We start from the raw sequence: 16826 nt of genomic DNA on the forward strand, positions 1-16826 counted from the left end.
GACGGGCGGGTCGAGGCCCTGCGGGCGTTGCGGGTCGCCCGCCGCAGCGCGGTCCAGCAGCGCTCGGACGTGCAGCGGCAGGTCAAGAACCTGATCGTCACCGCGCCGGAAGGCGTCCGCACCATGCTGCGGCACCTGAAGGACAAGGACCTGCTGACCACCTGCGCGGGCTTCCGCCCGAGCCTGGACCAGGCCGGCGGTCCGCTCACCGCGACGAAGATCGCCCTTCGCTCTCTCGCCCGCCGCCACCGCGACCTGGGCCAGGAGATCGACGAACTGGACGAGCTGATAGCCCCGCTCACCCAGGAGATCAACCCGGCCCTGACCGAGCTGAACGGCGTCGGCCCGGACGTCGCCGGCCAGCTGCTGGTCACCGCGGGCGACAACCCCGACCGGCTCCGCTCGGAAGCGGCGTTCGCCATGCTCTGCGGCGTCGCCCCGCTGCCCGCGTCATCCGGCCGCACCCACCGCCACCGGCTCAACCGGGGCGGTGACCGGGCCGCGAACGCGGCCCTCTACCGGATCGTGCTCTGCCGCCTGCGCTGGGACCAGCGCACCAAGCAGTACATGGAGCGACGGACCAAGGAGGGCCTGTCCAAGAAGGAGATCATCCGCTGCCTCAAGCGGTTCGTCGCCCGCGAGGTCTACCACGTCCTGACCACCACGAACGCCACCGCACCGGCCCCGAATCACCTCGCAACCGCTGCTTGACATCCATAAGAGCATCTCCCTGGCCGTCGGTGCGCGGCACCTGGAGGTCGGTGGTGAGTGGGTGGCGAGCTTCGCAATCGTCGGCTACCCCCGTGAAGTGCACCCGGGGTGGCTCCAGCCGCTGCTGACCTACCCAGGCCGCATGGACGTCTCGGTCCACATCGAACCCATCGACCCGGTCACCGCCTCCGCCCGGTTGAAGAAGCAGCTGGCGAAGTTCGAGTCCGGCCGCAGGTCCAACGACGAGCACGGCCGCCTGCCCGACCCACACGTCGAGGCCGCCACCGAAGACGCCTACGACCTCAGCTCACGGGTCGCCCGTGGCGAGGGCCGGCTCTTTAGGCTCGGGCTGTATCTGACCGTGCACGCCGCCAGCCGCGAGGAACTGGTCACGGAAGTCGGGGCCGTGCGGTCGCTGGCCGCCAGCCTCCTGATGGACGCCAAACCGGCGAGCTACCGGGCATTGCAGGGCTGGGTGACCTGCCTGCCCATGGGGCTCGATCTCCTGTCGATGCGCCGGACGTTCGATACCTCCGCCCTCGCCGCGAGCTTCCCGTTCACCAGCCCCGACCTGCCGCCGGCCGACCCCACCTCGGTCGCCGCCCCCACCGGCGTGCTGTACGGCTACAACGTCGGCAGCCAGGGGCTGGTGCACTGGGACCGCTTCGCCCTCGACAACCACAACTCCGTCATCCTGGGCCGCTCCGGCGCCGGCAAGTCCTACCTGGTGAAACTCGAACTCCTACGGTCGCTGTACCGGGGAATCGAGATCTACGTCGTGGACCCGGAGGACGAGTACGCCCGCCTCGCCCAGGCCGTGGGCGGCACCTATGTGCATCTCGGCGCCGAGGGAGTCAGGCTCAACCCTCTCGACCTGCCCGTTCACACCCGGCCCGACGGCCGGCGCACCGCGCCCCGCGACGCCCCGGTGCGACGCTCGTTGTTCCTGCACACCGTCATCGGCGTGCTCCTCGGCACCCAGCTCACCCCCGGCGAACGCGCCACCCTCGACCGCGCCATCACCGCCACCTACCAGCAGGCCGGGATCACCGGCGACGCCCGCACCTGGACCCGCCCGGCCCCGCTGCTGGCCGACCTCGCCCACACCCTCGAACGCTCCGAAGACACCGAGGCCGCCGACCTCGCCGCTCGCCTCCACCCCTATGTCCACGGCGCGTTCAGCGGCCTGTTCAACGGGCCCACCACGAGCCGGCCCGACGGACACCTCGTCGTCTTTTCCCTGCGCGACCTGCCCGACGAACTCAAGGCCATCGGCACCCTGCTCACGCTGGACGCCGTGTGGCGCCGGGTCTCCAACCCGGCCATCCGCCGTCCCCGCCTGGTGGTGGTCGACGAGGCGTGGCTGCTGATGCGGGACCCCGCCGGCGCGGACTTCCTCTTCCGGATGGCCAAGGCCAGCCGAAAGCAGTGGGCCGGCCTCACCGTCGCCACGCAGGACACCGCTGACGTGCTGGGCACCGAGCTGGGCAAGGCCGTCGTCGCCAACGCCGCCACCCAGATCCTGTTGCGCCAGGCATCCCAGGCCATCGACGAGATCACCACCGTCTTCAACCTCTCCGACGGAGAGCGCCAGTTCCTGCTCTCCGCCGAGCGCGGCCAAGGCCTCCTCTCGGCCGGCACGCAACGCGTCGCCTTCGAGGCCATCGCGTCGCCCGCAGAGCACCGGCTGGTCACCACCAACCCCGCCGAACTCGCCACCTACGACGACGAACCCGACACGACGGAACAGGAACGGGCCCCGTTCATCGACCTCGACCCCGCGAGCGACGACCCGCTGGCCGCCTGACCACTTCCCCTTGTCCCTCCCGAGCTTGGAGGTGAACTCCCCCTTGCCGCATCCACCCAACGTCATCGCGCGCCCCAAACGGCTCATCACCCAGAACCGCGCAATGAAGTCCATCGGGGTGTGGAACTGGACCCTGCCCGCATGGGCCGGCCGCTTCCCCGACGGCCGCACCTACAACACCTGCCCCTCCGCGGGGATATGCAGCTCGGTCTGCTACGCCCGCCACGGCACCTACTCCTGGCCCCAGGTCCTGGCCAAACACCAGGCCAACCTTCGCTTCGTCCTCGACGACCTCACCAGCTGGGAACACACCATGGTCACCGAGCTGGGCGCAGCACGGCTCCGTCGTGCCTGGGTGCGAATCCACGACTCCGGCGACTTCTTCTCCGACGCCTACACCCTGGCCTGGCTCCGCGTGGCGCGTGCCCACCCCGACGTGACCTTCTACGCCTACACCAAGGAAGTCAGCCGGTTCCGGGCACTCGTCGAACCCGCCCCGCCGGAGAACCTGTTGTGGGTCTACAGCTACGGCGGCACCCAGGACTCCACCCTTGACGCCGAACGGGACCGAGTCGCGGACGTCTTCCCCGACGAAGCCGCCATCCGCGAGGCCGGCTGGCACTCCCAAGAGGCGAACGACCTCCTCGCGGTACTGGGGCCCCGGCTGGTCGGCGTCCCGGCCAACCGCATCCCCCACCTCCTCAAGCGCCTGAACGGCCGAACGTTCCGCTCCTGGCAGGCCGAAGTCGACGCCGAACGACGCGCCCGCGCAACGCGACACGGCCATCTACGACTCCTGCCCGACGGCCGTGCTCGCAGCGCTGCCTCGCAGTCCGGGACGCGATCCCCCGGTGAGCGGCACGACCAGGCCGCATAGCCACTGCTCGCCCCTTCCGTCCCCGTTTCCAGAGAGGCGACCGTGAACCGCAACCCTGCCGAAGAGGAGCCGAACTCCCCGGTGCGCGACTATCTCCTCGACCCTTCCGGAGCGCTCGACCACCTGCTGGACGATGTCCTGGCGTGGGCCGCCCAGTGGGGCCTGCTGACCGGCACCATCGCCATGCTCGCTCTCGCGATGTTGGGCCTGGGATGGCTGTGGTGGCGACGGCATTGCCGGGAACGGATCGCCGCCGACGCCAGGATCGTCCGGATCCTCCCGCCACCGGAAGTCGACGCGAGCGGCGCCGCCGCCTTGTGGGCCAACCTGGTCGGGCTGCTGCGCCCGGCCATCAAACGCCTGGCGGGTCAGCCACATGTCGTCTTCGAGTACGTCACCGACCGGGAGACGCTGTCCCTCCAGATATGGGTACCGGGCGTCGTCCCACCGGGACTGGTGGAACGGGCCGTTGAGGCCGCCTGGCCCGGTGCGCACACCCGCACCACTCCGGCCACCAGCCCACTCCCCGGCCGGCTGGCCAAGGAGGGGGACGGGGAGATCGAGTTGGTGGCGGGCCAGTTGCGGCTGGCGCGCAGCGAAGCCCTGCCGATCCGCACCGACTTCGCCACCGATCCCATCCGAGCCCTGCTGGGTGCACCGGTCGGCCTGGGCCCCGGCGAACGCGCCGTCGTACAGATCCTCGCCCGCCCGGTGGCCGGGCGCCGGCTGCGCGCCGCCCGACGTGCCGCCCGTCGACTGCGCTCCGGGCGCTCCCCGCATACGATCAGCCGCCTGCTGGAGACGTTCCTGCTGCCCGGGCCCACCCCACGTCGCCCGACGCGCACAGCCCAACTCCAGGACCGGCACACGGTGTTGGAGACGGCGGCCGAGGACCGAGCGATCGTGAACAAGGCGCGCGGCGCGCACTACGAGACGCTGGTCCGCTTCGCGGTCTCCAGCACCCTGCCCCACCCGTCCGACAGCACCGAGCGGACGGTCGTGCGCGACCGGCTGACCGGCCGCGTCCACGCGCTGGCAGCGGCGTTCGCGACGTTCAGCGAGCACAACTACTACCGCCGCACCCGGCTCGGCGACCGGCGCGCCCTACCCCGACTGACCCAACGGCGCCTGGACCGGGGCGATCTGATGTCCGTCGACGAAGTCGCCGTGCTGGCCCATCTCCCCTGGGACACGGATATCCCGCAGCTGGATCGGGCCGGAGCACGCGCCGTCGCCCCACCCCCCGGCGTGCCAGCACATGGCCCCGGCGTCAAACCGCTCGGGCACACCGACACCGGCCGGCCCCGCCCCGTCGGCCTGCATGTGGCCGACTCCCGCCACCACCTTCACATCCTCGGGGCAACCGGCTCAGGAAAGTCCGAGTTGATGGCCCGCCTCATCCTGGACGACGCCGAGGCCGGCCGAGGAGTCGTCGCCGTGGACCCCAAGGGCGACCTGATCCAGGACGTGCTGGCCCGACTGCCCGAAGAACTCGGCGAGCGCGTCGTGCTCTTCGACGCCGACAGCTCCACCCGCCCCCCGATCCTCAACCCCCTCGAAGGGCCGGACACCACCCGCATCGTCGACAACCTCATGAGCATCTTCTCCCGGATCTACGCCTCCTCCTGGGGCCCGAGGACGGACGACATCCTGCGCGCCGGCCTCCTGACCCTGCGAGCCCGCCCCGGCGACGAGGCGCCGCTGCTGACCGACCTGCCCACCCTGCTCACCGACCCCGCCGCCCGCCAGCGCGCGGTCAACCAGCTCGACGACGACCTGCTGAAGGGCTTCTGGACCTGGTACGGAAAGCTCTCCGATCCCGCCGCCGCACAGATCACCGCCCCGCTGATGAACAAGCTCCGAGGGCTGCTGTTGCGGCCGTTCGTCCGCAACGCCCTGGCCGGCGGGCCCTCCACCGTCGATATCGACCGCGTCCTGAACGAAGGGGGCATCTGCCTGGTGCGCATCGCCCGAGACGCCCTCGGGCTGGAGACCTCCCGGCTGTTCGGCTCGCTGGTCGTGGCCCGCACCTGGCAGGCCGCCACCGCCCGCTCGCACGTCGGCCAGCATCAGCGCCCCGACGCCAGCCTCTACCTCGACGAGGCGCACAACTTCCTCAACCTGCCGTACCCGTTGGAGGACATGCTCGCCGAGGCACGCGGCTACCGGCTGTCCATCACCCTCGCCCACCAGTACCTGCGCCAGCTCCCCAGGGAGTTGGAAGAGGGCATCTCGGCCAACGCCCGCACGAAGGTCTACTTCAACGCCTCGCCCGAGGATGCCCGGGTCCTGGCCCGTCACACCGCTCCCCGACTGGCCGAGCAGGACCTCTCCCACCTCGGCGCCTACACCATCGCGGTCCGCCCAGTGCTACGAGGCGCGGAGACCGGCGCGTTCACCGCCATCACCGAGAAGCTTCCACCCCGAATCCCCGGCCGCGCCAAGACCATCCGCGCCACCGCCGCCCGCTCCGCACGCACCCGACTCACCGCGCCCCAGGCCCAAGGTCGACCGGCCGCCTCGGACCCCCGCCGCACGCCGTGACCCGGGGCCTTCCCGTCGACAACTCCGCGCCTGCAACGAGAGGTTCCTCCGTGACCGACGAATACCCCTTCCGCCGCCCCCTGCGCAGCCACCAGCCCGGCCGCATCACTTCCCGGCTCGCCGTCAACGGCGCACACCTGGCCCGACTGGCCGGACGCCTCACCGTCCGCGACCGGTGGCTGGCCCGCATGGTCCACGAGCACAAGGTCCTCACCACCCACCAGATCACGCAGATCGGTTGGCCGTCCGTCCGATCCGCCAACCTGCGCCTACTCCAGCTGTACCGGTGGCGCGTCCTCGACCGCTTCCAGCCGTTCACCGCCAGCGGCTCCGCCCCCATGCACTACGTCCTCGACACCGCCGGCGCCTCCATCCTCGCCGCCGAAGACGGCCTCGACCCCCGCAAGCTCTCCTACCGACACCACACCGCCATCGGCATCGCCCACTCCCGCCAGCTCGCCCACACCACCGGCACCAACGGGCTGTTCACCGCCCTCATCGCCCGTGCCCGACACCCCGCCGCGCAGGAGCGGCTGACGGCCTGGTGGTCCGAAACCCGCTGCACGTCGATCTTCGGCGACATCGTCCGCCCCGACGCCTACGGCCGCTGGCACCACCAGCGCGCCGGAACCACCGAATGGTTCCTGGAATACGACCGCGGCACCGAACCACTCACCAAGCTGGCCAGAAAACTCGGCCGGTACCACCAGCTCGCCCGCGCCTCCGCCATCACCACCCCCGTGCTGTTCTGGCTGCCGTCCGCCGAACGGGAAAGCGGCGCCCGCACCGCCCTCGCCGCCGCGCACCAGTCCCTGGAGGACCCCAGACTCGTTCCCGTCGCCACCACCCACACCAACGCCGCACCCCCGAACAACGGCGACCCCGCCGCACCCCGCTGGCTCCCCCTCCCCAGCAGCCAGAGCGGACGCCTCCCCCTGGCCGGCCTCACCCGCGCCTGGCTCCACCTTCCCCCCGTCTCCCCCACCGCCACACAGAACACCACCACCCCCGACTCCGGCCTCCGGCCGCCCACGCCCATGCCGCCCAACCAACTCGGATCCATGGCGACTTCAGGAAGGTGGTGAACCACCACGTTCAGGACCACAGCCGCGTTCCTCACCGGCCTTCTGCTTCTTGTCGTACTCGGCGCAGCCGGAGCAGCCGGCATGCTCTCCACCCTCACCGGACAAGGAGCCAGCTCACCCAGCCGCACCGCCATGGAGGACATCCCGCCCGAGAACTACGCCCTCTACACCGCCGCTGCAGGGACCTGCCCCGGCCTCGACTGGACCGTTCTCGCGGCCATCGGGAAGGTCGAGAGCGACCACGGCCGCTCCCCTCTCGACGGTGTCACCAACGGCACCAACCACAAAGGCGCTCGTGGACCGATGCAGTTCCTTCAACCCACATTCGACGAAGTCGTCACCGAACACCCCCCACCACCGGGCGAATCCCAACCGCCCTCGCCCTACAACCTCCACGACGCGACCTATGCCGCAGCCACCTACCTGTGCGACTCCGGCGCCCGAAACGGCGAGAACCTCCCCGGCGCCCTCTTTACGTACAACCGCGCCGACTGGTACGTCGCCGACGTCCTCACCCAGGCCACCCAGTACCAGAGCGCCACCACCATCGGCGACGACAACGACGCCTCCCCCATCGCCCTCCAAGCCATCAACTACGCCCAAGGACAACTCGGCCTCCCCTACCTCTGGGGCGGCGACGGACCCGCCGCAGGCGAAGACGGCTTCGACTGCTCCGGCCTCACCCGCGCCGCCTACGAAACCGCCGGCATCCCCATCCCCCGCGTCGCCCAAGACCAGTACAACGCCGGCCCCCACATCCCCGAAGACCAACTCCAACCCGGCGACCTCGTCTTCTACGGCACCCCAGACGACATCCACCACGTCGGCCTCTACATCGGAGCCGACCAAATGATCCACGCACCAAGAACCGGGGAGCTGATCCAGATCGCGCCGTACCGATACGCGGGAGACGACTTCGCGGCGGCAACTCGGCCTTCTACATCGCAACGGCAGGGCTAGGATCGAATGTCCGCGCTGGAGCCCTCGCGTCTTGCCCTTCCCATCTCGCACCTGGAGGCGCATCAGCCGAGCGACCCTTCTCTGTGAGCATTGAGCGATGTGCCTCGCGAAGTCACAGGTCACGGGCCTGCTATGAATGGCGATTGGAGTACTCGTGCGGTCGGTGCCCGATGACCATGGCGTAGATCATCGGGCCGGCTCGGGCAGGATGCTGGGTTCGACTGCTCCCACGGCCGACTGCCGCCTACGATCCGTCAGCAGGTCGACAAATCGCGAGAAAGCGGGGGCGCGGAGGGTACAGGAGCGGCAGTGGATCAGGGCCCGGCCGGAGCGAACTGCAACCCCTCGACGAGGAGTTGACCACGAGGCCCCAGGAAGTCCAGTCCGAACCGGATGAACTGGCAATCGCGCGGGAGGCCGAGGGCTCGGTCCAGGTCAGGGCGATCTGCGAGCGGCTGAGCCTGGACGCCTCGGTGCGCGGCAAGCTGGAACCTTCTCGGGTGAAGGTGACCAAGCTCGCCGAACCGCAACTGGCTACATACACGCTCTGACGGGCAGTTACCGCACGTCCGCAACTGCGTGGGGCGGGCCGTACCTGACAGGCCCGTGACGGCAGTCGAGTTGGTGTGAAGAGAAACAACAGTCCGTCGAGGGCCCTGACGGCCTTGTCTGCACCGCCCGCCTGCCGCTGTCGAGCGCCACTCTGAACCGGCTCGCCGACCTGTGTGGAGGAGAATGGTCTGCGCAGGTCTCGGTGAATCGGAAGGGCGAGGGGTGCTGCACGAAACCGCACATGGTGCGCTGGAACAACTCACGGATGATCTTGTTCTGGAGCGGGTGGCGCTATGGGTGCTGCGGGAGCGGTATCCCAGCCTCCGGCCTACCAGCGCCACGAGTGATACCGGTCTCGATGGCTACAGCCGGCCCCTGTTCAAAGACGAGATTGACGTGGCGTTGTGGGTCAGCCTGCAGCGCACATGGAGCACGAAGCTCACCATCGAGTTGGAGAAGCACAAGAAGCACGGGCGTACGGCGCCAGCCGTCTTCGTGATGAACCGCTCGACGACCGAGATCAAGAAGAGGCAAGCGCGGAAGCGGGCAAAGACGGAGTTCGGGGTGGACCTGGAGATCGTCGACCTTGCCGAGCTCGTCACGGAGCTGGAGTCGGACAGTCTGCGATGGGTGGCCGAGGCCGAACTCGGTGTCCGTCCGCGCCAGCCCCGGGCCCTGTCCACTGCGGAGATGTACCTGGAGCGACTCTCCGGCACCATCCCGGGAATGACCGCCGAACTCCACGGCGCAACTGAGATCCAGGACCGGATCCGTACCGAACTCGACGCGGAAGGCCCCACAAGCAGGATCGTCGTCGTGGAGGGCCCTGGAGGCAGCGGGAAGACCCGGATTGCGAATAGTCTAGCGTGGCCTCTCGTTATGACGACTGTCATAACGAGAGGTTGTCGAAGACCGAGGAGCTGCCATGCCGATGATCCGGTTGACCGTCCCGACCGGTGCCCTGACCAATCAGGGCCGCATGACGGATCCAGCGAGATCTCGCCGCTGTACTGCTGCGGTGGGAGGGCGCGCCCGACACCGCTTTCTTCCGGGCCGGGCGTGGAGCTACCTGACCGAGCTGTCCGAGGGGGCGCAGAAGACGGCCGAGGACGACGCGCCACGCTTCCTCGTGGAGGTGACGGTTCCGCAGGGGGCTCTTTCGGAGCGGCGCAAGGCGGGCCTGGTCGAGGAGGCCACCGTTACCGTGCTCGCGGCTGCAGATCTGTCCCCGGACCAGGCGCTGCGTGTGTGGGTGCTAGTGCACGAGCAGCCCGAGGGCACCTGGGGAGCCGGCGGTTCTGTCGTCCGCTACTCCGACCTGGTGGCCCTGGCGAAGGGGCAGCGGGCCGATGCGTGAACTGACCTACATCGCCCGGCGCACCGTTGAATGGCGCGAGGCGCCCGACCCCGAGATCGGTTCCGGCCTGGAGGCGATCGTCGCCCCCGTCGCCGCGACCTCCTGCGACGTGGACTCCGCGATCCTGGCCGGGCACGGCTTCATCGACCCGCCGTTCGCCCTCGGCCACGAATGCGTCGCCCGCGTCACCGACATCGGCGACCAGGTCACCACCGTGGCCCCCGGCGACCTGGTCGTGGTGCCCTGGTCCATCAGCTGCGGCACCTGCGCCCCCTGCCGCGCAGGACTCACCGCTCACTGCGGCTCGGTTCCGCACATGGCGATGTATGGCGCGCCGATCGGCGGCAGCTGGGGCGGCCTCTTCTCCGACCTGGTCCGCGTCCCGTACGCCGACGCCATGCTCGTCCCGCTGCCCACCGGCCTAGACCCGGTCGCCATGGCCTCGGCCAGCGACAACTGGTCCCTGTCCTGGCGGCTCGTCGCCCCCCATCTCAAGGCCCGTCCCGGCGCCCGGGTCCTGGTCGTCGCCCGAGGCAGCATCGGTCTGTACGTGTGCGACATCGCCCGCGCACTCGGCGCCTCCGACGTCCTCTACGTCGACCCCGACGCCGAGCACCGCAAGCTCGCCGAGGGCTTCGGCGCCCGCAGCGCCGAGACGCTCGAACCGATCCCGCACGGCTTCGACATCGCCGTCGAGGCCACCGGCCGCGTCGACCAGCTCGCGATCGCAGTCAGATCTCTCGCCCCCGAAGGCATCTGCGAGTCCGCCGGCAACCACTTCCGGCCCGGCGAGCTCCCCCTGCTCGACATGTACCTCACCGGCGTCACCCTGCGCATCGCCCGCGACAACGCCCGCACCCACATCCCCGACGCCCTCAACCTCGCTGCCTCCGGCACCGTCGACCCCGCCCGCGTCGTCTCCCACGTCCTCGACTGGGAACAGCTCCCCGACGCGCTGCCGGACAAGCACCTCAAGCCCGTCTTCGTACGGGACATCACCCCGACACGGGCCCCGGCCCCGAGCTGATCCCTCCGCCCGGCCGCTGCATGCGGCCACGCACCGAGAGGCCCCGATGACATCGCCCCTGCCCCACCGCTCCGCCACCAGCACCGCCCCCGAGCGACACGACGAGGAGGAACTCCACCAGCGACGGACAGCGATCGCCGCGCTCGGCCACGAGCTGCGCGCCCTGGTCGACGCGGCCGTCCGCACCACAGCCGCACCAAGCACCCTGAACCGCGTGTCAGACGGCGTGCACAGGCTCACCGCGCAGCTGACCGGACGTCGCCGCACCCGAGCGGAAGTCCCTGAGGTTGACGAGTTCCCGGGCGGAGTGCGGATGTACAGCCCCGTCACCGGGACCGGCAGCCCGCTCGCTCCGCCCCTGCGCGTGACACGACTGGACCGCGGCGCCGCGGGCACCTGCGCCCTGGCCATGGCCCACGAAGGGCCGCCCGGCTACGGACACGGCGGCATCAGCGCCACGCTGCTGGACGAGCTGATGGGCTGAGCCTGCGCCACCGGGGGAATGCCGGGTGTGACCGTCTCCCTTCAGATGCGCTACCACCGCCCCGTTCCGCTGGAATCCCCGCTGCGCGTGCTCGCCCATGTCACGGGCACCGAGGGCCGCAAGGTGTACGTGACGGGTTCGATCGCCACCGAAGAAGACCTCTCCTCTCCACGGTCCTGGTGGCGGCAGAGGGCGTCTTCGTCTCACCGGACCCCGAGCAAGCCCGGGCCCTGTTTCCCAGCCTGCGAAGCGCTCCTGGGTAGGCTAGCTCCGCTCCAGCAGGAGCCGTTCAGCGGCGGCTGCCTCCCGGGGCGAGCAGAGCCGTGAGTTCGGCGATCGCCTCTGGGGACGGCTTGAAGTACCGGCGGACGTTCTCCGGCTTCTTGTGCCGGGACTTCGCCATCAGCATCAGCAGCGACGCTCCCTGCTCACCGAGGTGGGACAGGGAGGAGTGGCGGTACTCGTGCAGGTCCCAGCCCGTACCCGGCCCGCGGGTGCGGCCCTTGAGCAGCCGCGGCAGGAGCCGGGCAGTGCCGGCGTCCCAGTACACGGTTTCCAGCACGAAGTCCTCGCGGACCTGGCCCCGGCGGCGGGACTTCGACTTCGCCCCCTTCGCCTTGACCGGGCAGCGGCGGCCTGCGAAGTCGAGGTCCTCGATGTTCACCCCGAGGATCTCCTCCGAGCGCCCGGCAGTCTCGTAGAGCATCCGCCACAACGTCTTCTCCCGCAGGTGCACCTCGCGCCGCGCGATCAGCCGGTCGATGGCCATGCGTGAGTGGGCCGGGGTCTCGGAGTCGGGCACTGCCAGCCGCTTCGCCCAGGCCGGGACGGCGGGACCGTCGTAGCCTCGCTCCCGCCACCAGCCGAGCCAGGACAGCACCGCCGCGCGCCGGGAGTTCCAGGTGTTCGCCGCGGAAGTGCCCCAGAGCAGTTCGAGGGCCTCGCCGATCTCGTCGTCCGCGACCGAGGCCAGCGGCCGGCCCTCGCCGAGCCGTTCGGCGGTCTTGCCGATCCCTATCCAGTAGTTGCGGACCGTGTTCGGGTTGCCGAGCGAGTCGAGGAAGACGTCGGCCGCCGTCCGGACGGTGAGCGCCTTGTCGGTCGGCAGCTGTACGACGGTGGGCACCGCTTCCCCCTTGCCGCAGATAACAGGGCCGCTTCACGTACGGCCCGGAGAGCATCACCGCAGGTGACGGATCAAGCTACCGCAGATATTGGGGTGTTATCTGTGGGACAACTTCAAACCGGTCCCATCGCCGACGGCCCGCCGGCCGCCCACCAGGGCCGACGAAGGCTTAGCGCACGATCTGACACCGATGTTCCTCAGGCCCCGACATCGACCGAGCCGGGGGCGAGTTCGCGACGGAGGGTCTCGACATACGGAGTGTGGTCGATAGCGCCATTGCGGCGCCACAAGCAAGCTTGAAGGACACACTCTGAGGGCCATCTGGGGCCTAGCCTCCTGACCTGGTAAAAATGGGAACATCGACCCGAACTCACGTGGTGCCACAGATGGCTCAGGCACCTGGCTGTACGACATCGTGCGGCGGCGGGCATCCCGCCGATCGGGTATGCGCGAGGACCGGATCACCCGGCGGGATGGCCCGCGTGGTCAGGCGCACGCTACAGTCATCGGGATGCGCCGGAGCGGCGCTGGTGTGCCGGGAAGGCTGGTCGGCGACAGAGATCGAACTGTCGGCCAGCGGATCCCGGAGTACTCCGATGTCAATCAAGTGCGGTAGGCGGAAGCCAGTTGGCGTCCGCCCCTCTGCCCGGTGGGAGGCGCGCCCAACGGGCGCACCGCTCACGTCGTCGCCCCGCGCCCCGGGCGGGACGGGTCAACCGCGCTCGCCTCGGCCCGTGTTCCGCGCCATGCCCTGCGGACGGCGCGGATGACCGGCATCTATCGAAGCCTCAAGGCTCATCGAGACGTGACTTCGTGGTGCGCGGAAAGGCTGGCCGGCTGGCCCGTCGACCACCGGACCACGTTGCTCGAAACGAGCCTCGGTCGAACCCATGTGGTGATGTCGGGAGAAGGAACCGGGCCGGAGGGGACACGGGTCGTTCTCGTTCCGGGGACCAACTTCAACGCGGCCACCAGTCTGTCGCTCGCAACGTCGCTCGCGGAACGGTGGTCGACCTCGGTGGTGGACGTGCCCGGGCAGCCCGGGCTCAGCGATCCCCGTCGCCCCGGACGGCAGCGGCTCGCGGTCTACGGGCGGTGGCTCAGCGAAGTCCTCGACCGCCTTGGCCATGAGCGTGTCGTGGTGGTGGGGCATTCGCTCGGTGGTGGCATCGCGCTGGCCTGCCCCGCACCACAGATCCGGGGGCGGATCCTCGTCGCGCCCGCCGGGCTGGTCGGGCTCAAGGTCACCGGCGATCTGCTCATGGCCACCGTGCCCTGGTTCACGCGGCCCACCGAGGTACGCAGTGCACGGCTTCTGCGGCACCTGTACGCACCGGGTGTGCAACCACCGGCGGAGATCGTCGCTTGGATGACGCTCCTGGCCCGCTCCTGTCGCTCCAGCCTGGCGCCCGCGCCGCTCCCGGGGCACCTGCTGGCCCGTGGCCTAAGCCCCATCGACCTGGTCGCCACGGGCGAGCACGACGTCTTCCTCCCTCCGTCGCGATTGATGCCCGCCGCTTCACAGCGTCTCGGGCTGTCGGTGCGTACCCTCCCCGGGGCCGGGCACCTCGCGGTCGAGGAACAGCCGGAGGCCATCGTCAACCTGGTGGAGCAGGCAATGAACAACGGCGAGAAGAACGGCTGTTGATCGCCGAGGCCACTCAGTCCAGCGCGGAGGCGACAAGGTCGAGTGAATGCCGCCCCGCTCAGGAGAAGAGGATCAAGGGTGCCCAGAACCGGAAGCAACCGGCAGAAGGCCCCCGAGCGGTGAATGCCGCTCACCGAGCACGCCGCCGATCTGCTCGACCACGCCTGGTACTCCCCCCAACGCACCATGCACACGGTCGACCTGTGCCTCAACGCGCTCTCCGCCGCCGTGCCCTTCGACGGCCAGGGCCAACTCCTGCGCGACCGCGCCCGCGAAGCCGCCGCCGAATGGCCCGAGAACCACCTCTTCGTCATCTGACTCGCCACCGGCCTGCACCTCAACAAGGAACACGACGCCGCACTCGAAGCCATCAACCTCGCGCTCGCCCTGCTCCCCTCCATCGGCAGCCGCGGCAGCCACGCCCAGCTCCAGGAGCAGTACCTCGCCAAGCGCGAACTCATCCTCGAAGGCCAGCAACGCGGCGCCGAGACAGCCGCCCACCGCCAACAGTGGGACCGGCAGCACGCCGCCTACCGCCGGGTCGAGGCCCGGCTCAACTCCGCCACCAACCACCTCATCACCATGATCACGGTCTTCGTCACCGCGATCGCCTTCATCATCAGCAGCATCCAACTCACCTACGGCGGCGACCTACCCCTCGGCGACCGCATCCTGCTCATCCTCGCCCAGGGCGCCGTCATGCTCGGCTTCTCCGCCCTCCTCATCCACGGCACCCACCTCCTCCTCCGCTACCGCCAACAACCAGACCCCCACCCCAACGACCCCGACGGCGCCCGGGACTGACGCGGCGCCGCCGCCCCAGCCACGGCTTCGCGTTCGGAGAACAGCCGCCAGGGACGGTGATCGTGGTGGTGCGCACGGACACCACGAGCTGAGGTGGTAAGCCGTCACGACCGAAGAGACGGCAGCTGGAGAGCACGCAGACCTTGAGCGGCTGCACCCGCGTGCCTCAGTCCGTCAGGGGATGGCGGAATGACCAGAAGCCACGTGCCGAGGGTGCTGCCGACACTCACGAGTGACGGTGGCGTGAAGCGAGATTTCAAGGTTCTCAGGGCTCTCTCCAGGGCGCACTCGTGGGCGGCCACGTCGTCGGCACATCCGCGTCTCGCCCCTCCGCCGTACTCGGGCCGGCGCTGGGCCTCAGGGGTCTGCCGGCGTGGCACTCGGGACGCGCCTCCGCAGGGCGAGGGAGACATAGACGAGGGCGACCAGGACCGGGACCTCGATGAGGGGGCCGACAACGCCGGCCAGGGCCTGTCCCGAGGTGACGCCGAAGGTGCCGATCGCTACGGCGATGGCGAGTTCGAAGTTGTTGCCGGCCGCGGTGAAGGCGAGGGTGGCGGTGCGCTCGTACGGCAGTCCGGCGGCCCGACCGATGGCGTAGGAGCCGAACCACATGAGCGCGAAGTAGGCCAGTAGCGGCAGGGCGAGCCGGAGGACATCCCCTGGGCGGTTGGTGATGGCGTCGCCCTGGAGCGCGAAGAGCAGCACGATGGTGAACAGCAACCCGTGGAGCGCCCATGGCCCGATCCGGGGGAGCACCTTCGCCTCGTAACGCTCGCGTCCCATCCGCCGCTCCCCCAGCCGGCGGGTGGCGAAGCCCGCGAGCAGCGGGACGCCGAGGAAGACCAGGACGTTCAAGGCGATCTCCGTCGCGGAGATGTCGAGATTCTCGCCTTCGCCCAGACCGAGCCAGCCGGGCAGGATGTCGAGATAGAACCAGCCCAGGACGCCGAAGGCGAGGACCTGGAAGACGGAGTTGAGGGCGACCAGAACGGCGGCGGCCTCACGGTCGCCGCAGGCCAGGTCGTTCCAGACCACGACCATGGCGATGCAGCGGGCCAGGCCGACGATGATCAGCCCGGTGCGGTACTCCGGCAGGTCGGGCAGGAAGATCCAGGCCAAGGTGAACATCACCGCGGGGCCGATCAGCCAGTTGATCATCAGGCTGGCGGCCATCAGGCGGCGGTCGGTGGCGACGGCGCGCCAACTGGCTGCGTCATAGCGGACTTTGGCCAGCACCGGATACATCATCACCAACAGGCCGAGCCCGATGGGCAGCGAGACTCCGCGAACCTCCAGGCCGGCCAGCATCTCGTCCAACCCGTCGACTGCCCGCCCGAGCAACAGGCCGGCGGCCATGGCGACGAGGATCCACACAGGCAGGAACCGGTCCAGCGGGGAGAGCTTCGCGACAATGGCGGCCCGGCCGACGTCCACGGCGGCGTGACCGCCCGCGGGTGCGGTGGTCACGGACAGGCCCGCTTCCGGTCGTTCTCCGCGGTGGCGCGGGCGATGCCGGCCAGGACACCGAACCGGCCGGCCAGGGCCTCCAAGACTTCGGGCCTGAGCTTGTAGTAGGTGAAACGGCCGCACGGTTCGGTCTCCACCACCCCGGCCTCGCGCAGCACCCGCAGATGGTTGGAGAGGTTGGTCTGCTTCGCTCCGGTCTCCTCCACCAGGTGCGTGGTACACAGCGTTTCGTGTGCCAGCAGCGTCACGATCCGCAACCGGAGCGGGTCGGCCAACACCCTGAACAGATCAGCATCCACTGAAATCAGCATGTGCTGATACTGTCACATCACCTGAGACTGACACCAGCCGCAGCTGACATCCTGCTGCGCTCC

General features: G+C 69.7%; 16 protein-coding genes and 1 pseudogene. 14 read left to right on the plus strand and 3 right to left on the minus strand.

Translation table 11 applies throughout. The features are described from left to right. From AOM46_RS22355 to AOM46_RS35530, 11 genes and pseudogenes are all read left to right on the plus strand, one after another. The coding region (locus tag AOM46_RS22355) for a transposase (RefSeq protein WP_158920545.1) at positions 1 to 711 on the plus strand (711 nt) is incomplete at its 5' end. Between the two features lie 61 nt (positions 712 to 772). Further along, entirely contained in the window at positions 773 to 2518 is a 1746-nt protein-coding gene (locus tag AOM46_RS22360; protein WP_199824045.1) for a VirB4 family type IV secretion system protein, read from the plus strand. Between the two features lie 43 nt (positions 2519 to 2561). Continuing rightward, positions 2562 to 3395, plus strand: a complete 834-nt coding sequence (locus tag AOM46_RS22365; RefSeq protein ID WP_234313914.1) for a hypothetical protein — start codon at positions 2562 to 2564, stop codon at positions 3393 to 3395. Positions 3396 to 3437: 42 nt separating this feature from the next. Beyond that, the gene (locus AOM46_RS22370; RefSeq protein WP_062214423.1) at positions 3438 to 5939 is read left to right on the plus strand and encodes a type IV secretory system conjugative DNA transfer family protein; all 2502 of its coding nucleotides are present in this window, start codon (positions 3438 to 3440) and stop codon (positions 5937 to 5939) included. Positions 5940 to 5989: 50 nt separating this feature from the next. Further along, on the plus strand, positions 5990 to 7024 hold the full coding sequence (locus tag AOM46_RS22375) for a replication-relaxation family protein (RefSeq protein WP_062214424.1): 1035 nt from the start codon (positions 5990 to 5992) through the stop codon (positions 7022 to 7024). Positions 7025 to 7105: 81 nt separating this feature from the next. Beyond that, positions 7106 to 7984: a bifunctional lysozyme/C40 family peptidase gene (locus AOM46_RS22380; RefSeq protein ID WP_078857091.1), complete on the plus strand. Its 879-nt coding sequence runs from the start codon at positions 7106 to 7108 to the stop codon at positions 7982 to 7984. A gap of 356 nt (positions 7985 to 8340) precedes the next feature. Next, positions 8341 to 8535 carry a hypothetical protein gene (locus tag AOM46_RS22385; protein ID WP_234313915.1) on the plus strand — a complete coding sequence of 65 codons (195 nt, stop codon included), beginning with the start codon at positions 8341 to 8343 and terminating at the stop codon, positions 8533 to 8535. A 926-nt stretch (positions 8536 to 9461) separates the two neighbouring features. Then, a pseudogene (locus tag AOM46_RS22395) lies at positions 9462 to 9893 on the plus strand (4-oxalocrotonate tautomerase family protein). Beyond that, positions 9886 to 10920, plus strand: a complete 1035-nt coding sequence (locus AOM46_RS22400) for a zinc-binding dehydrogenase (protein ID WP_062214427.1) — start codon at positions 9886 to 9888, stop codon at positions 10918 to 10920. The pseudogene AOM46_RS22395 and the gene AOM46_RS22400 overlap by 8 nt, the downstream one beginning before the upstream one ends. A 46-nt stretch (positions 10921 to 10966) precedes the next feature. Continuing rightward, a complete protein-coding gene (locus AOM46_RS35525) occupies positions 10967 to 11404 on the plus strand; it encodes a hypothetical protein (protein ID WP_234313916.1) in 438 nt (145 codons plus the stop codon). A gap of 45 nt (positions 11405 to 11449) precedes the next feature. Further along, on the plus strand, positions 11450 to 11731 hold the full coding sequence (locus tag AOM46_RS35530; RefSeq protein ID WP_234313956.1) for a hotdog fold domain-containing protein: 282 nt from the start codon (positions 11450 to 11452) through the stop codon (positions 11729 to 11731). Here AOM46_RS35530 and AOM46_RS22410 read toward each other — a convergent pair. Beyond that, positions 11694 to 12530 (minus strand): site-specific integrase, encoded by an 837-nt coding sequence (locus AOM46_RS22410; RefSeq protein ID WP_062214428.1) that lies wholly within the window; start codon positions 12528 to 12530, stop codon positions 11694 to 11696. The genes AOM46_RS35530 and AOM46_RS22410 overlap by 38 nt on opposite strands. Before the next feature lie 766 nt (positions 12531 to 13296). On the opposite strand from AOM46_RS22410, the gene AOM46_RS22415 reads away from it, so the two are divergent. The 3 genes from AOM46_RS22415 (at position 13297) to AOM46_RS22425 (ending at position 14982) form a co-directional block, all read left to right on the plus strand. After that, positions 13297 to 14178 carry an alpha/beta fold hydrolase gene (locus tag AOM46_RS22415; protein ID WP_067226483.1) on the plus strand — a complete coding sequence of 294 codons (882 nt, stop codon included), beginning with the start codon at positions 13297 to 13299 and terminating at the stop codon, positions 14176 to 14178. A gap of 123 nt (positions 14179 to 14301) precedes the next feature. Beyond that, positions 14302 to 14496 (plus strand): hypothetical protein, encoded by a 195-nt coding sequence (locus AOM46_RS22420; RefSeq protein ID WP_062214430.1) that lies wholly within the window; start codon positions 14302 to 14304, stop codon positions 14494 to 14496. 264 nt (positions 14497 to 14760) lie between these two features. Next, positions 14761 to 14982, plus strand: a complete 222-nt coding sequence (locus tag AOM46_RS22425; RefSeq protein WP_062214431.1) for a hypothetical protein — start codon at positions 14761 to 14763, stop codon at positions 14980 to 14982. A 357-nt stretch (positions 14983 to 15339) separates the two neighbouring features. Here AOM46_RS22425 and arsB read toward each other — a convergent pair whose 3' ends face one another. Both arsB and AOM46_RS22435 read right to left on the minus strand, forming a co-directional pair. Next, positions 15340 to 16458, minus strand: a complete 1119-nt coding sequence (gene arsB / locus AOM46_RS22430) for an ACR3 family arsenite efflux transporter (RefSeq protein WP_370592761.1) — start codon at positions 16456 to 16458, stop codon at positions 15340 to 15342. Continuing rightward, positions 16449 to 16763, minus strand: coding sequence for a helix-turn-helix transcriptional regulator (locus AOM46_RS22435; RefSeq protein ID WP_062214432.1), 315 nt, complete (start codon positions 16761 to 16763; stop codon positions 16449 to 16451). The genes arsB and AOM46_RS22435 overlap by 10 nt, the downstream gene beginning before the upstream one ends. Between the last annotated feature and the right edge of the window lie 63 nt (positions 16764 to 16826).

It is taken from the genome of Streptomyces sp. NBRC 109706, assembly GCF_000974485.1.
Taxonomy (GTDB): domain Bacteria; phylum Actinomycetota; class Actinomycetes; order Streptomycetales; family Streptomycetaceae; genus Streptomyces.

What these genes read in the sequence shown, in the direction of transcription:
- AOM46_RS22425 (WP_062214431.1), top strand. Translation starts at nt 14,761, where the DNA reads ATGATCACGGTCTTCGTCACCGCGATCGCCTTCATCATCAGCAGCATC.
- AOM46_RS22400 (WP_062214427.1), top strand. Translation starts at nt 9,886, where the DNA reads ATGCGTGAACTGACCTACATCGCCCGGCGCACCGTTGAATGGCGCGAG.
- AOM46_RS22435 (WP_062214432.1), bottom strand. Translation starts at nt 16,763, where the DNA reads ATGCTGATTTCAGTGGATGCTGATCTGTTCAGGGTGTTGGCCGACCCG.
- AOM46_RS22380 (WP_078857091.1), top strand. Translation starts at nt 7,106, where the DNA reads ATGCTCTCCACCCTCACCGGACAAGGAGCCAGCTCACCCAGCCGCACC.
- AOM46_RS22415 (WP_067226483.1), top strand. Translation starts at nt 13,297, where the DNA reads ATGACCGGCATCTATCGAAGCCTCAAGGCTCATCGAGACGTGACTTCG.
- AOM46_RS35530 (WP_234313956.1), top strand. Translation starts at nt 11,450, where the DNA reads ATGCGCTACCACCGCCCCGTTCCGCTGGAATCCCCGCTGCGCGTGCTC.
- AOM46_RS35525 (WP_234313916.1), top strand. Translation starts at nt 10,967, where the DNA reads ATGACATCGCCCCTGCCCCACCGCTCCGCCACCAGCACCGCCCCCGAG.
- AOM46_RS22420 (WP_062214430.1), top strand. Translation starts at nt 14,302, where the DNA reads ATGCCGCTCACCGAGCACGCCGCCGATCTGCTCGACCACGCCTGGTAC.